The 12,877-nt window shown below is 35.8% G+C and carries 17 protein-coding genes; 7 read left to right on the top strand and 10 right to left on the bottom strand.

The features are described 5' to 3' along the window. The first annotated feature begins 104 nt into the window (after nucleotides 1–104). The 3 genes from FB551_RS12135 (at nucleotide 105) to FB551_RS12125 (ending at nucleotide 3,367) form a co-directional block, all read left to right on the top strand. Entirely contained in the window at nucleotides 105–878 is a 774-nt protein-coding gene (locus FB551_RS12135) for an aspartate/glutamate racemase family protein (RefSeq protein WP_142017706.1), read from the top strand. Between the two features lie 43 nt (nucleotides 879–921). Then, nucleotides 922–1,872, top strand: coding sequence for a BPSS1187 family protein (locus tag FB551_RS12130; RefSeq protein ID WP_142017705.1), 951 nt, complete (start codon nucleotides 922–924; stop codon nucleotides 1,870–1,872). 385 nt (nucleotides 1,873–2,257) lie between these two features. Continuing rightward, a complete protein-coding gene (locus tag FB551_RS12125; protein WP_142017704.1) occupies nucleotides 2,258–3,367 on the top strand; it encodes a heparan-alpha-glucosaminide N-acetyltransferase domain-containing protein in 1,110 nt (369 codons plus the stop codon). A 173-nt stretch (nucleotides 3,368–3,540) separates the two neighbouring features. Here FB551_RS12125 and FB551_RS12120 read toward each other — a convergent pair whose 3' ends face one another. The 4 genes from FB551_RS12120 to FB551_RS12105 form a co-directional block, all read right to left on the bottom strand. Beyond that, nucleotides 3,541–3,894, bottom strand: a complete 354-nt coding sequence (locus FB551_RS12120; RefSeq protein WP_047434386.1) for a cupin domain-containing protein — start codon at nucleotides 3,892–3,894, stop codon at nucleotides 3,541–3,543. Nucleotides 3,895–3,906: 12 nt separating this feature from the next. Then, nucleotides 3,907–4,332, bottom strand: coding sequence for a DoxX family membrane protein (locus FB551_RS12115; protein ID WP_142017703.1), 426 nt, complete (start codon nucleotides 4,330–4,332; stop codon nucleotides 3,907–3,909). A 376-nt stretch (nucleotides 4,333–4,708) separates the two neighbouring features. Next, nucleotides 4,709–5,500 carry a helix-turn-helix domain-containing protein gene (locus tag FB551_RS12110; protein ID WP_142017702.1) on the bottom strand — a complete coding sequence of 264 codons (792 nt, stop codon included), beginning with the start codon at nucleotides 5,498–5,500 and terminating at the stop codon, nucleotides 4,709–4,711. 66 nt (nucleotides 5,501–5,566) lie between these two features. Continuing rightward, on the bottom strand, nucleotides 5,567–6,094 hold the full coding sequence (locus tag FB551_RS12105) for a hypothetical protein (protein WP_142017701.1): 528 nt from the start codon (nucleotides 6,092–6,094) through the stop codon (nucleotides 5,567–5,569). 125 nt (nucleotides 6,095–6,219) lie between these two features. Here FB551_RS12105 and FB551_RS12100 point away from each other — a divergent pair, with 125 nt between their 5' ends. Further along, complete coding sequence (locus FB551_RS12100; RefSeq protein WP_047434379.1) at nucleotides 6,220–6,732, top strand: thioredoxin family protein; 513 nt, start codon at nucleotides 6,220–6,222, stop codon at nucleotides 6,730–6,732. A gap of 81 nt (nucleotides 6,733–6,813) precedes the next feature. Here the strand turns inward: FB551_RS12100 and FB551_RS12095 are convergent, their stop codons facing one another. The 5 genes from FB551_RS12095 to FB551_RS23280 all read right to left on the bottom strand — a co-directional run bounded on the left by FB551_RS12095 (nucleotide 6,814) and on the right by FB551_RS23280 (nucleotide 8,726). Further along, on the bottom strand, nucleotides 6,814–7,413 hold the full coding sequence (locus tag FB551_RS12095; protein ID WP_142017700.1) for a hypothetical protein: 600 nt from the start codon (nucleotides 7,411–7,413) through the stop codon (nucleotides 6,814–6,816). A gap of 119 nt (nucleotides 7,414–7,532) precedes the next feature. Then, nucleotides 7,533–7,928 (bottom strand): DUF7674 family protein, encoded by a 396-nt coding sequence (locus FB551_RS12090; RefSeq protein ID WP_047434374.1) that lies wholly within the window; start codon nucleotides 7,926–7,928, stop codon nucleotides 7,533–7,535. Between the two features lie 51 nt (nucleotides 7,929–7,979). Beyond that, on the bottom strand, nucleotides 7,980–8,111 hold the full coding sequence (locus FB551_RS23595; RefSeq protein WP_262711497.1) for a hypothetical protein: 132 nt from the start codon (nucleotides 8,109–8,111) through the stop codon (nucleotides 7,980–7,982). A gap of 82 nt (nucleotides 8,112–8,193) precedes the next feature. Continuing rightward, nucleotides 8,194–8,550: a DUF7674 family protein gene (locus tag FB551_RS12085; protein WP_047434373.1), complete on the bottom strand. Its 357-nt coding sequence runs from the start codon at nucleotides 8,548–8,550 to the stop codon at nucleotides 8,194–8,196. An 11-nt stretch (nucleotides 8,551–8,561) separates the two neighbouring features. Further along, nucleotides 8,562–8,726, bottom strand: coding sequence for a hypothetical protein (locus FB551_RS23280; protein ID WP_167497848.1), 165 nt, complete (start codon nucleotides 8,724–8,726; stop codon nucleotides 8,562–8,564). Between the two features lie 432 nt (nucleotides 8,727–9,158). Between FB551_RS23280 and FB551_RS12080 the strand changes: the two genes are divergently transcribed. From FB551_RS12080 to FB551_RS12070, 3 genes are all read left to right on the top strand, one after another. Beyond that, a complete protein-coding gene (locus tag FB551_RS12080; RefSeq protein WP_142017699.1) occupies nucleotides 9,159–10,172 on the top strand; it encodes a nucleoid-associated protein in 1,014 nt (337 codons plus the stop codon). Nucleotides 10,173–10,232: 60 nt separating this feature from the next. Next, a complete protein-coding gene (locus FB551_RS12075) occupies nucleotides 10,233–11,195 on the top strand; it encodes a hypothetical protein (RefSeq protein WP_142017698.1) in 963 nt (320 codons plus the stop codon). A 70-nt stretch (nucleotides 11,196–11,265) separates the two neighbouring features. Further along, complete coding sequence (locus FB551_RS12070; RefSeq protein WP_142017697.1) at nucleotides 11,266–12,039, top strand: cyclase family protein; 774 nt, start codon at nucleotides 11,266–11,268, stop codon at nucleotides 12,037–12,039. Between the two features lie 84 nt (nucleotides 12,040–12,123). On the opposite strand, the gene FB551_RS12065 is transcribed toward FB551_RS12070, so the two are convergent. Next, the gene (locus FB551_RS12065) at nucleotides 12,124–12,876 is read right to left on the bottom strand and encodes a succinate dehydrogenase/fumarate reductase iron-sulfur subunit (protein ID WP_142017696.1); all 753 of its coding nucleotides are present in this window, start codon (nucleotides 12,874–12,876) and stop codon (nucleotides 12,124–12,126) included. Between the last annotated feature and the right edge of the window lies 1 nt (nucleotide 12,877).

Genomic DNA, 12,877 nt, shown 5'->3' with positions numbered 1-12,877 from the left:
ACTTATATCATCAGGAGTTGTCAAGGCCTATTGATCATATGAACTGATCTGTATTTTATTAGCAAATAGGATTAAATACCGTTCCACTAATAAACATCAGATTCATGACAAGTTATAATACAAGTTCTACAGATTATCCGAAAAAGTTTCAACAGGAGCTGCACCATCCTATGTTGCGGAAATTAGGTCTTATCGGAGGTCTTTCCTGGCACTCAACCTTGGAATATTATACGTACTTGAACCAAAGCATCAATGAACATTTTGGTAATAACACAAATCCCCCACTTGTATTATTAAATCTTGACCAGTATAATATGCATCAATTACAAAAAGCGGATCGTTGGGATACCATTGCAATAATGCTGATTGAAGCCTGTGACCAATTATATAAAGCCGGCGCATCTGCAGTAATGTTTTGTGCCAATACGCCCCATAAAGTGTATCATGATGTACAGCCGCATAGCATGATTCCCATACTCCACATTGGAGATGCTATAGGCAATGCAGTCCGGAAGAAAGGGCTCTGTAAGGTTGGGCTTATTGGGACAATATTTACCATGGAGGAGCCATTTATTGCGAAAATCCTAAAAGATAAATATGATATTGATATGATGGTACCTGATCAAAAGGAAGACAGAGAAAAGCTTCACACCATTATACAAAAAGAACTGTCTCTTGGTATTTTAAAACCTGAAACAAAAAAATACATATTGGATCAGGTTGCAATTCTGGAATCAAACGGTGCTGAAGGCATTATATTGGGATGTACAGAATTTCCCCTTATTATAGGGCAAAATGATCTGAAGATACCGGTATTCAATACCACATTACTGCATGCTCAAATGGGCGTAGATTTTATCCTGGGATCTGATTTTTAACTAATTTATAGAGTTTAATTGTTTAATTTAATTTTAAATACAAATGGAAAAAAAGACCTCATTATCCACCATGATACTGTGTATTTTGTTGATTATGATAAGTTTGTCCGCAAACCTGGCAGCACAACAGGTAAGTCCGGCTATTGATTTTTCAGCATATAAAATACTCAAGGTGAAACCCAGTGAAGCTGACCCTTCGGTAAAGAATTGGGACAGTGCGCATAGTGTAATTTATGACGAGGCCATTAAAAACAATAAAGTGTTGTTATGGCTTACAGGAACCGGAGGATCAACTGATCATGTTCCTCAGAGCTTTTTTAAAACAGCATTGGACCAGGGATATAGAATTATAGCACTCTCTTTTATGAGTACGCCTGGGGTTTCGCAGGTTTGTAAAGGGGATTATTTGAGTAAAAATGTTGACTGTGCTGCGGAATTCCGCAGAAAACGTATCTATGGTGATCATACTTTTCTGCCTATTCCGGATCAGTATCAGGATGCCATTATACCTCGTCTGACAAAACTTTTACAGTATTTGTCGAAAAATGATAAAGAAGGGGCATGGTCTCAATATCTGAATCAGAGCACAGGCAAGCCCATTTGGAGCAAAATTGCCATTGTAGGGCAATCCCAGGGCGGAGGTATGGCTGAATTTATTGCCCAGCACGAGTCTGTAGCAAGAATTATCAGCTTTTCTGGAGGCTGGGATTACAGTGATTCCAAAACGAAAAAAATTGCAGGCTGGTACTCTCAAAAACTGGTAACATCACCCCAAAATGTTTTTGCAACCTACCATGTGAAAGAAGCTGCTGCAACAGAGCTGGCAGAAATCTGTAAAGAACTTCATATTCCTGCAGAGAATGTTTTTGCTCTAGATCAGCCTATGATCCAGCGAACAAATAAGCGTGCACCTTCTAATCCATATCACGTGGAAGGAATTAAAAATCCTGTCTATCAACCTATCTGGATAAAGATGCTTGGTTCGGGCCTGTAATTTTTAAAGGTTGTCTCTGATGACTTTACAGTTTGTAATACAAATCTGATCATCAGAACTGTCAGAATTATGATAATGGTAATGAAACTCTTCCGTCTGGAAGAGTTTTTTGTTTCAGGGATAGCGTATTAAGTGTTTCATTTTTCGGACGATATCAGGATAAAATTAGGTGATTGTGTATGAAGAAATATTTATCCTCATCGTTCTTTAATTTCGAAGTAAATATTTAATTATTAGTATTTTATGAAAATTATTGAATACAATATAAGAAGTGGTTTTAATTTGTATATTTGATTTTTATTTAGAATAAATAAAAATACAGTTTTGAAAAATTACTAAATGAATACAATTTTATCTATCTAATCCACAATTTCCACTAAAAACTATGGAACAACAAAACAAAAGAATCCTTACTCTGGATCTGATAAAAGGTATAAGTGTCATCGGGATGATCATTATACATACCTTATTGGTGTATGCCAATGTAAAATCACAATATGAAACCGCTATCGGCAGTTTTATTGTTTTTCTCGGAAGAGGAACGTCTATCTTTCTGATCTGTATGGGAATTACCTTCATGACTTCCAGCCATCAAAGTCTTAAAAGTGCTTTAAAACGGGGTGTTTTACTCGTATTTGCGGGCCTGTTTATGAACTTTATGAAGTTTATGATTCCTGTGATTTTTAATTTTGCTCCCGATAATTTTATTCAAAAATACGGATGGCACGCGCCTATAGAACAGCAGTATGTGTATCTGGTACAGCTGGGAGATATTTTACAGCTTGCGGGAATGTCTTTATTGTTTGTCGGATTGATCAGAGCGTATGTGAAGAATAAATATATCATACTGGCTATTGGTTTATTCGTTGCATTAATATCAAGAGAGGTAAGCGGAATTAATCTGGATTACCCTGTGATCAACTATGTGCTGGATTTACTTTTCAATACTGATTATCCGGCATATGTTTATTTCCCGGTTTTCCCATGGATGGCTTTTATTATCATCGGAATGTTTTTCGGGAAATGGTTTCAGGAACTGAACTATAATATCAAACAGATATTCAGAAATATGCTCTATGTCGGGCTTTTGTTTATTGCCATAGGAGCTCCGTTGGTCTTTCTATATGGAGATTATCATTACAATGGTTTTTATCATATGGGTCCAGGAGGCGTTATTTATTTTGCAGGCTGGACTTTGCTGTTTTTATGGCTGATTAATACAGTTACAGCCAACGTTAAAGACAATGGCTTTATGCGTGTTCTGAAATACTGCAGCAAAAATTTAACCTCAATGTACATGATCCAATGGATTCTGATTTCATGGGGGAAAGGGATTTTCGGATACAGACAACATGAAATTGGTTATGTATGCGTGCTTATCCTGTTATATATTATTCTCACTTTTTCAGTACAGACTTTGGTAGATATGGTGAGAAAGAAAAAAACATTAATTAATTTCAAACCGATATCACCGGGGAAAACAGCTTTGAAATAAGTTCATCCTGTTTTTTAATTACGGTAGAGGCTGTCTCAAAAGTCAGATTACCTGACTTTGTCATTCTGAAGTAGGAAGAATCTTATTGATGATCAAACAAATGGGATTCTTCATTACATTGTATTTCATTCAGATTGACACTTTTGAGACAACCTCTTTGGTTTGTCATCCATTTAAAGAATTTCTACTTCCTCCGGTACCACAAAAAGAATGGTACAGCCAAGCTCTGATTTCACAGAATGTTTAAAATTGGGCGGAGTATACAGATAATCTCCTTTTTCAAGCTGAGCTCCTGCAATAGTCGCATTACCTTCTATGATAAACAATTCTTCACCGGCAGGATGATTGTGATAAGGATAGCTGGCTCCCGGTTCAAATTTTAAAAGAATACTGGTGGAACGGTTTTTTTCAGGATCAAATTTCAAAGATTTTACAGAAATACCTTCATAATGAATCCCTTTTTCAATTAAAGGCTGCCATTCTTTCTGTTCTGTTTTTACGATGTAATCGTGGATGTTGGTGTTCATAATATATAAATTTTAATTGTTATCGATGTAAAAATGGTCTAAACTCCATGAGTAACGTGGAAATGTACTTAGAAGAAATGCGCCGGCACTGAATACAAAAACTGAATAATCCAAAGGTTCTTTAATTCCGTAAGAAATACTCATTGCAACGGCAAATAATAAAGTAAGAACAGAAGCACAAAAGGATGTCTTTTTTATCTGATATCCCAGCAGAAGCAAAATGCCTATTGAAAGTTCAGCTGCTGTTGAAACTATTGCAATGGCAGACGCCCACGAATGGGGTAAAAATGAATTGGTCTCAGCAGTGTAATCGACAAATTTTTTCCAGCCGGAAGATTGTGCTCCCCAAAGGTTCAGCCTGCTTGCCACGGCAGATAAAAATCCAAAAGCCAAAGTAATTCTTAGTAAGAATATCGCAGTATCCTGTTGAGTTTTCATACGCATAATTTTTAGGTCTTAATTATTGTACAAAGTTCAACGAAAGCGGTTGCCAAAAGAATAGACAATTCCGGAAAAAGAATGTAATATTTAGCAGGAAAGATGGAAGTGATGATATATAAAACAATGCTGGATGAGCCTCAAATGCTGTAGATAATTTAGGATGTTGACATTTTTCTCCAACTTTTAAACCGATTCGGGATGTAATTCAGATACAAAGTTTTAAGAAGTTGATTTTATATTTTTAAGGAGGCAAAGGAGGAATCAATTTCATTGATTCTTTCTAAGCAACAGCATAGCCATATTGCTTCATCAACGGATTAGTACATTTTTTTGCCTGGCCCTAACTTTGTGCTGATCTCAATTCTGACTTCTTTTAAATTTCCTTTACTGCTTTCTGATAGTCTTTGGGAGAACGGGAAGTATGTTTTTTGAAGAAGTTTGAAAAATAGAAAGGATCATTAAAGCCAAGCTGGTAGGCAATTTCTTTTATGGTAAGTTTTTCGTAGAGTAGAAGTCTTTTGGCTTCGGAAATGGTCAGGCTGTAGATCACATTCTGAGCGGTTTTGTTGGTATGAAGCTTTGAAACTTCATTCAGTTTGGCTTCAGTAGCTCCGAGAATATCTGCAAAATGGGAGACCTGATAATTGTTTTTAAAATTTGCCCTTACACTTTCAAGGAACTTTAAAAATAAAGCATCCGGTTTCCAGATTTCATCGCCATTGGCAATTTTACTGCGGTTGATTTCCACCAATAGTAACTCTACCAGAGAATGTGTAGAGATCAGATACTGATAAGGCTGTTCCTGAATTTCTCTTTCAATCGTATTCAGAGTTTCAGTAAAAAATGCAGGATTTTGTATAGTGATCATTTCATTCATCCCAAAATGACAAAAGAGACCGTTGTGAAAAATAAGTTCAATATCGCTGTCACTTTTACAGAAAAAATCCAGGGTAAATTCTAAGGCAGTAAGCTCTCCTTCCACTGATTTTAACTGATGAAACTGTCCTGAAGTAATGGTTACGACGTGACTGGGTTTCAGGGTGAAAATATTTTCGTCAATCAAAATTTCGGCACTTCCCTGATGACACCAGAATAGCGTGTATCTGATGACTCTTCGTGGTTCAGGATGCCCTGGCTGATGAGAATATTTTTTTATTTCTATCATTTTAAACTTGTTAAAGATTAATGTAACTGAATTGAAGATTTAAATCTATTTGCTCTACCAAGTAACTCAGTTTTGCTTTTGATCAATTTTTTCCAAATCATTCTTTACTAATCTGACATCTTCTTCCGTAAGCTTACCATAGCCCATTTCTTTAATTTGTCTGAGTTGGGTTTTCACTACTTCATCCCGTTTATTATTTTTTAATAACTGATCCCGCAACGAAATATATTGTGGAGCTGCAGATACTTCATCTTTTAAAAATTCAGCAATATTTTTACTGTCTATGGTACAGCCTAAAACATACTCCATTTTTAAAGGTTTTTTGGAGTAAAATGTATAGACGTCTAAAAATCTCTTATCATTTCTTTTAAACAATTCTTTCCCAGAATATAATTTTAATGCATTGCTCCCATTCATCGCAAAATAATACAGTTCGTCATTAGTTGCTATTTTGGAAACTTTTTTAAATTGATTATAAATTTTACTTTGTTCTCCTCCGGCTCCGATATGAGATGACTCAGCATAAGAAATATTCTCTAAAGGTTTTGCTGTTTTTTTAACGGCATCAGAAACCTGAGCATTGAACTTGATCATGCTAAAAGTGAACAGAAAACAACAAAAAATATTATAGCTCATTATTTGTATTAATATTTAAAGTTAAATAAAATAAGTAACGATTAAATACCTAAATTCGTGTAGATTTAAAATAAAAATTCAGAATGAAATACACTAAAATTATTATCGTTGTAACCTTGTTACTGTTTCAGTTGGGAGCAGCGCAGGAAAAAGCAGATGTCGTATTGAATAAGGCTTTCACAGAAGCTAAAGCAGGAAAGAAAAATGTTTTACTGGTGTTCCATGCTTCATGGTGCAAATGGTGCAAAATGATGGAGAAAAATATGGATCTTCCTGAAACCAAACCTATTTTTGATAAAAGATTTGTCACGGCATACGTAGACGTTCAGGAGAGAGGTGACAAGAAAAGCCTTGAAAATCCGGGCGGACAAGAGCTGATGAATAAATATAAAGGTGAAAATGCTGGACTTCCTTTCTGGGTGATTCTAAATCCAAAGGGAGAAGTATTGGCAGATTCTTTTGATGCTAAAGGAGAAAATCTGGGATCACCTGCCACACCGGAAGAAGTAAATAGTTTTATTGCCAAACTGGGGAAAGCCTCAAAACTGAGTAATGAAGAGTCGCAGACCATCGAGAAAGTATTTGTGAAGAAATAAAAACTTTTCATTGATGATAAAACAAATCCCCGGAAATATGAAGTTCCGGGGATTTGTTTTTTGAATAATCACAGATAACAATCATTCTTTGTAAGAATATTCAATGTTGGTCCATAAAACCTGATCACCTCCTTTTATCATTTCAGAAGGAGTGGTAAATATATTTCCAAAAATATTTTCGTATTGGGTTGTTCCAAAATGGGCACTTTTTGTAATCAGTAGTGCATCCTGATCATTCCGGGGAATTTTTTTTACGTATCTGTACGTTCTTTTTAAAGTGAATGAAGAAGTATTTTTATGAAAATCGCCAATGTAAGTTGGCTTATTATTGTTATTCTCTTTGATCAGTACAGAGTCATTAACGATGGTAAAACTATAGGTGAAATCTGTAGTTGAGGTTTCTGAGAATAATTTTATCGTCTTGTTTTTAAGGTCAAGGGTTATTTTTTTCCAGGCAGGTTCCTGGTATAAGCTCCAGTAACCGGTAAGGTAAGATTCGTCCGGTGCAGATTTTTCTCCGTTTGATCCTTTATACAAAACTGTATTTTTTACAGTATAGCTTTTAAATTGAAACGAGTAAACCTCTTTATCAACAGGTCTTGGATCATCAATTGTATTATCGTTGTTTTCACACGAGATCAATGATAATGCCATCATCAGGGCATAAAAAGAGTATTTCATGGGTATATTTTTATAAAAAAGAAGTTTCACAGATATGGGTGAAACGAAATAAAAAGTGATTTTATAGTTAATAAGGTGAAAGGTAAATATAGGATTACCTTTCACCTTTTGGGTTTAATTTATTTTCCAAAATACATCTGATCCTGCTTCTGCTGCTCATTATAAATGATCTGGAAGCTTACAGGCATATATTGGTAAAGAAGTTTCCAATGTTGGATTTTTGCATGTTTTTTAAAACTTTCGAAAGATCTTACAAAAAGGTTTTCAATCATGGTTCTTACATAAGAATTTCCGTTTCTGTAGATCCAGTCCATCAGCTTGATATGATGGGCAATGATATTGATCTTAGATTCCTGCAACAGGTTCTTCAGATAATTCACGGTAGCCTGCATGACCCCAGCGAAATTGTCCTGTACAGACAATTGTGTGATCTCATTGCGAAGTGGCGGATAGAAAAATTTTAAGTATTCAACAGCTATTTTTTGATTAATAGTTTGCATTTGTACTTTCATCATAATTAAGAATTTTTCAAACACTTTTTATTGCAGCGAAATGTATACCAAAATTTAAAGACAGGCTGCAAAAATAAAAACTCCTACGATCACAGCGATGTGAGTGAGTAATATCTCTGTATTGTGCCTGTTTGTGGTGGTTTTCCAGGTTCTCCAATCTGAAATTTTTCTGATTTTATTTTTCATAATCTACTGATTGTGAGTTATTTTGATTTTTGTTTAATTTAAACACTTTGTAATGAAACGGATGAAAAATGTAATAAAACCTTTATATGCCGTGACTGTAAATTTGTCTTGAATACACCTTCTGAAGGTTGTCAGAAATATGACTAAAAATCACTTTTCTGTATTCTTCACTGCAGAAAGCGGTACAATTGTCCAGAGAATAGATAAAAGTGGTTTCAATAGCATTTTTTAATATTGTATCTCCGTCTGAGTATATTTTGTCCATTTTCTGTAAACTTCTGAACAGCAGATTTCTGTCATTCTGGCGGATCATATTTTTTATACGTTCTGTAAAAGTCCGGATAATGCTGTATGAGTTTTGAATTTTAATTTCTTTTACTTCTTTTTCAAAATCAGGAACCACATCAGTGATTTCCTTTACGGCTTGCAAATAGTTCATCGTATTATATATTAATGGTGATTATGTTCCAGCACTTTGATGATAGCACCAAAGATGAAAATGGTTAAAAAAGCCAGAAAGAGCATATGATAAGGCTTCAGCCATTTCGGAGTTGCCGGGCCTTTGCTTTTTAATCTTCTGAGCTTGTCGATTCTGTTTAAAGTCTTTAAGTCCATTTCTATGTTTTCAGATCATGATGCCAATGGTATTCCGTTGAAAATAAAATCTGATTAAAGTGTTGATATTTAATATGTTACGGTTTTGTAATTGCATTTTTTAAACAAAAAAGTATGTCAAAATGATAAGGTTTTTATCAAATTGAAAATAAAAGACAAAAAACGATGTTACCTGTCATCACTAATGAACGACTGAGAATTCCACTCCCTCAAAGGTCAAATAATTTGGTTTTTGTCATTGACTACGTCGAATCTTCGATTTCTGACGAAGGAAGAATCTTATTGTAAATCAATTCTATGAGATGCTTCACTACATTTCATTTCATTCAGAATGACAGAAGGTGGTCACAATAATGTAGTATAAAATGACATTTTTTAAGTTTCGCAATAAGGATAAGAATGAATATCTTTGCAGTCCAAATATTCAGAAAAATGTTTTCAAAAATAATAGTACACAGAGTCGGAAATAAGATCAACGGAGATTCGCTGACACTTTCCCAGGAGGAATTGAAGCTGGAAGAAGGAATGGCAGAAATGCTTGAAGACTACTTTTTAGGTTCTTTTAAATCGGAAGAAACCTTCCATTTTTACAGTGATACTTACCTGGTCAATAATCCGGTTTACAGTGCTGTATCAGAAATTTTTGATGATAAAGCAAAATTTATCTGGGAATCTGAGAACATTGCGAAACACCTTTTTGAAGCTGCAGAAAATCCAAGAGTTCAGAGTGGTGAACTTTTCATCGTACTTTTTGAGGATGAGAGCGACCGTCCTGATAGAGTGGATAAAATCGGGATCTTTAAAACAGAGAAGAGAGAATCTTTCCTGAAAATTAATCCTGGAGAAGAAACATTTGATATTGAAAAAGATCAGGGAATCGGGTTATCTAAAATTGATAAAGCCGCTTTAATCTACAACAACAATAAAGAAACAGGATATGTACTTTCCGTAGTAGACAACAACAAAAACGGGGATATGTATTACTGGTTCGAAGATTTCCTGAAAGTAAAACAGCGTGATGATGAATATTTCCACACGCAGGAAGCTCTGATGGTGTATAAGGATTATATTACCAAACAGCTTCCTCAGGAGTTTGAAGTTTCCAAAGCAGATCAGGCCGATTTCCTGAATAAGTCTATCAATTTCTTTAAAGAAAAAGAAGAATTTAAGCTGGATGAATTTGCCAGTGAAGTATTGGGTGACGAGCATGTGATTGAAAGTTTTGTAAACTTTAAAACAGACTACGAACAGGACATGCAGGTGAATATTGCTGAAGAATTCCCGATCAGTGAAGCAGCGGTAAAAAAGACCCAGAGACATTTTAAAAGTATTATTAAGCTAGATAAAAACTTTCACATTTATATCCACGGAGACCGACAGAAAATTGAAATGGGTGAAGATGATAAAGGAAAATATTATAGATTGTATTTCGAAAAAGAAGTATAAAAAGAAATTTACGTTCCATAATAATGTCATAACTTTATTCCTGATTACAAAATAACAGTTATGAAATTTATGATCATTTTCTGGGGCGCTTTTCTCTTTTTTTTCTGCGTTCCTTTTCCGATTTTCATTTATATGATGACGGAAGAACTGGCAACAGAACCGAGAAATTCATTAGCTGTGAGCTATGGATATCTCGGTTTTTCTTTGTTGATATGGGGATATGTGATGATCTTCTTTATCAATAAGCTTTTCGTTAAAACGTTTAAAGAGAAGAATACCATTCAGTCTATTGTAAGAAACGGAGTTCCAAGGGAAGCTAAAATCATTGATTATAAACTTCTTAAATATATTCCGGAAACCCATATGAATGTTATTCAGATCGTTCTTTCATTTCCCAATCTGAGCAATACCCTGATAGAGCATGAAATGATGTTTCATGACTCCAAACCACAGGAAAAAAGATTTGATGTCGGAAACAAGGTGAAAGTATTGCTGAACCCCAAAGTATCCCAGGAACCTTACTTTATTTTAAGTGATCAGAAAGTAGGTTTTAACACATCCGGAATGATTTTAAGAAGTGTGTTTCTTATATTGCTGATGGCTTATGTAATTGGTTTATACTCTTATTTTTATTGGAGAGAGTCCTTTGATTTTGGGTGGAGATTTATGACCTTCATGCACCCGATTATTTTCAGTGGAGTGATGACGATTATTTATGTATTGGTTTTTCAGCTCATTTTCAGTAAGTATTTTAAAAATAAAAAAGAAGAACGTATTCTTTTTTCGGGAAGAAATGCAGAAGCCCATATTATAAGTGTAAGCCAGACAGGTCTTACCGTGAATGACCAGCCGCAAATCATGTTTCAGGTAAGTTTTAAAGATTTCAGAGGAACTGAACACATTGCGGTTTACAAGAAAATTGTCAGCCTTTTGAAGCTCTCTTCCCTTCCTAAACAGGGAACGATTGAGATCATGTATGATGAAAATGATCCGAAGAAGATCATGATTCCCAAAGGAGTCTAGGAAGGAAAAATATTAATTCACCTTTTGCTCTTTTGCCTTATTCGCTATCTTTGTCCACTTACCAGATCATATGAAAACAACACTTGTCGATTTAACAAAACCCATTCAGTACAATGCAGGAGACCCTTGGTTCATGCGGGTGAAAATTAAACATAAAGCTCACCGTAAATCACATTGGCTGATTCGTCTGGCGTTAAGACTTCCATCAAGGCTTTTTCCTAAAAACTGGATAGGCTGGGCAGATGATACCATCAAAAATATGGGACTTCATGCGACAACTCACATTGATGCTCCCTGGCATTATGGACCTGTAGTGGAAGGGAAGCCCGCTAAAACGATAGACCAGATTCCGTTGGAATGGTGCTATGGAGACGGAATTGTGATCAATTGTACCCATAAAGAAGATTTTGTTGCTATCACCATAGAGGATTTGAAAAAAGATCTCGATAAAAACGGAATTACGATTCAGGAGGGAAATATTGTACTCATTAGAACGGATCGCGATAAAATGATGGGAACTCCGGATTTCGTAGAAAAAGGAACGGGAATGAGTAAAGAAGCTACAGAGTGGCTGATTGACCAGGGTGTAAAAGTAATGGGAATTGACCAATGGGGCTGGGATCTTCCGCTAAAATATATGGCCCAGAAAGCGAAAGAACTCAATGATCCTGAATTCTTCTGGGAAGGCCATCGTGTAGGCATCGAAAAAGAATATTTACACATCGAACAGCTTACGAATCTAAGTGCATTGCCTCCCTCCGGATTTAAGATCTGTGTTTTCCCATTGAAAATTGTTGGTGGTTCTGCAGCTCCGGCGAGAGTGGTTGCAATAATGGATGCATAGGAATGTGAATTTTTCACCTCTGAAAAATAAAAAAGGCGAATTTGGAAATATTCAAATTCGCCTTTTTGTTTATTGTCTCTCAGATTAATTTTTCTTCCTGAAAAACAAAGCTCTGTTATACTCAAAATTCATTCTGGCAATATTCAGAACGGAAATACCTTGTGGACATTCTACTTCACAGGCCTCCGTATTGGAGCAGTGCCCGAATAATTCCGTATCCATTTGAGCCACCATATCCAGCACTCTTTTGCTTCGTTCTTCTTTCCCCTGAGGTAGGAGTGCCATATGGGTGATCTTTGCAGAGGTAAATAAAGCTGCACTTCCGTTTTTACAGGTAGCAACACAAGCTCCACATCCGATACACGCAGCAGAATCAAAAGCTTCCTCAGCCGTCTGATGGGTCACCGGAATGGCTGTGGCATCAGGAGCCTGGCCTGTATTCACCGATACAAAACCTCCTGAAGATATAATTCTGTCAAAGGCTGACCGGTCTACTTTTAAATCTTTTTTCACCGGAAAAGCCTCAGCACGGAAGGGTTCTATCAGAATCGTTTCCCCATCTTTAAAAGACCTTAAGTGAAGCTGGCAGGTGGTTGTATTTTTCAAAGGGCCATGGGCTATACCATTAATCATCATGCCACATTGTCCACAGATTCCTTCACGGCAGTCGTGATCAAATTCTATCGGCTCATCTCCTTCAATGATCAGTTTTTCATTTAAGGTATCCAGCATTTCCAGGAAAGACATATGGGAATTCAATCCTTTCAGGTCATAACCCACCAGTTTTCCTTCACTTTTTCTGTCTTTCTGTCTCCATATCTTAAGATGTAAATCCATA

Source organism: Chryseobacterium aquifrigidense (assembly GCF_006716485.1).
GTDB lineage: Bacteria > Bacteroidota > Bacteroidia > Flavobacteriales > Weeksellaceae > Chryseobacterium > Chryseobacterium vietnamense.
The sequence above is the reverse complement of the archived record's forward strand: the minus strand, read 5'-3'. Positions and strand labels throughout refer to the sequence as shown.

Coding starts and splice junctions, on each gene's coding strand:
- FB551_RS12135 (WP_142017706.1), top strand. CDS start 105: ATGACAAGTTATAATACAAGTTCTACAGATTATCCGAAAAAGTTTCAA.
- FB551_RS12130 (WP_142017705.1), top strand. CDS start 922: ATGGAAAAAAAGACCTCATTATCCACCATGATACTGTGTATTTTGTTG.
- FB551_RS12125 (WP_142017704.1), top strand. CDS start 2,258: ATGGAACAACAAAACAAAAGAATCCTTACTCTGGATCTGATAAAAGGT.
- FB551_RS12120 (WP_047434386.1), bottom strand. CDS start 3,894: ATGAACACCAACATCCACGATTACATCGTAAAAACAGAACAGAAAGAA.
- FB551_RS12115 (WP_142017703.1), bottom strand. CDS start 4,332: ATGAAAACTCAACAGGATACTGCGATATTCTTACTAAGAATTACTTTG.
- FB551_RS12110 (WP_142017702.1), bottom strand. CDS start 5,500: ATGATAGAAATAAAAAAATATTCTCATCAGCCAGGGCATCCTGAACCA.
- FB551_RS12105 (WP_142017701.1), bottom strand. CDS start 6,094: ATGATCAAGTTCAATGCTCAGGTTTCTGATGCCGTTAAAAAAACAGCA.
- FB551_RS12100 (WP_047434379.1), top strand. CDS start 6,220: ATGAAATACACTAAAATTATTATCGTTGTAACCTTGTTACTGTTTCAG.
- FB551_RS12095 (WP_142017700.1), bottom strand. CDS start 7,413: ATGAAATACTCTTTTTATGCCCTGATGATGGCATTATCATTGATCTCG.
- FB551_RS12090 (WP_047434374.1), bottom strand. CDS start 7,928: ATGATGAAAGTACAAATGCAAACTATTAATCAAAAAATAGCTGTTGAA.
- FB551_RS23595 (WP_262711497.1), bottom strand. CDS start 8,111: ATGAAAAATAAAATCAGAAAAATTTCAGATTGGAGAACCTGGAAAACC.
- FB551_RS12085 (WP_047434373.1), bottom strand. CDS start 8,550: ATGAACTATTTGCAAGCCGTAAAGGAAATCACTGATGTGGTTCCTGAT.
- FB551_RS23280 (WP_167497848.1), bottom strand. CDS start 8,726: ATGGACTTAAAGACTTTAAACAGAATCGACAAGCTCAGAAGATTAAAA.
- FB551_RS12080 (WP_142017699.1), top strand. CDS start 9,159: ATGTTTTCAAAAATAATAGTACACAGAGTCGGAAATAAGATCAACGGA.
- FB551_RS12075 (WP_142017698.1), top strand. CDS start 10,233: ATGAAATTTATGATCATTTTCTGGGGCGCTTTTCTCTTTTTTTTCTGC.
- FB551_RS12070 (WP_142017697.1), top strand. CDS start 11,266: ATGAAAACAACACTTGTCGATTTAACAAAACCCATTCAGTACAATGCA.
- FB551_RS12065 (WP_142017696.1), bottom strand. CDS start 12,876: ATGGATTTACATCTTAAGATATGGAGACAGAAAGACAGAAAAAGTGAA.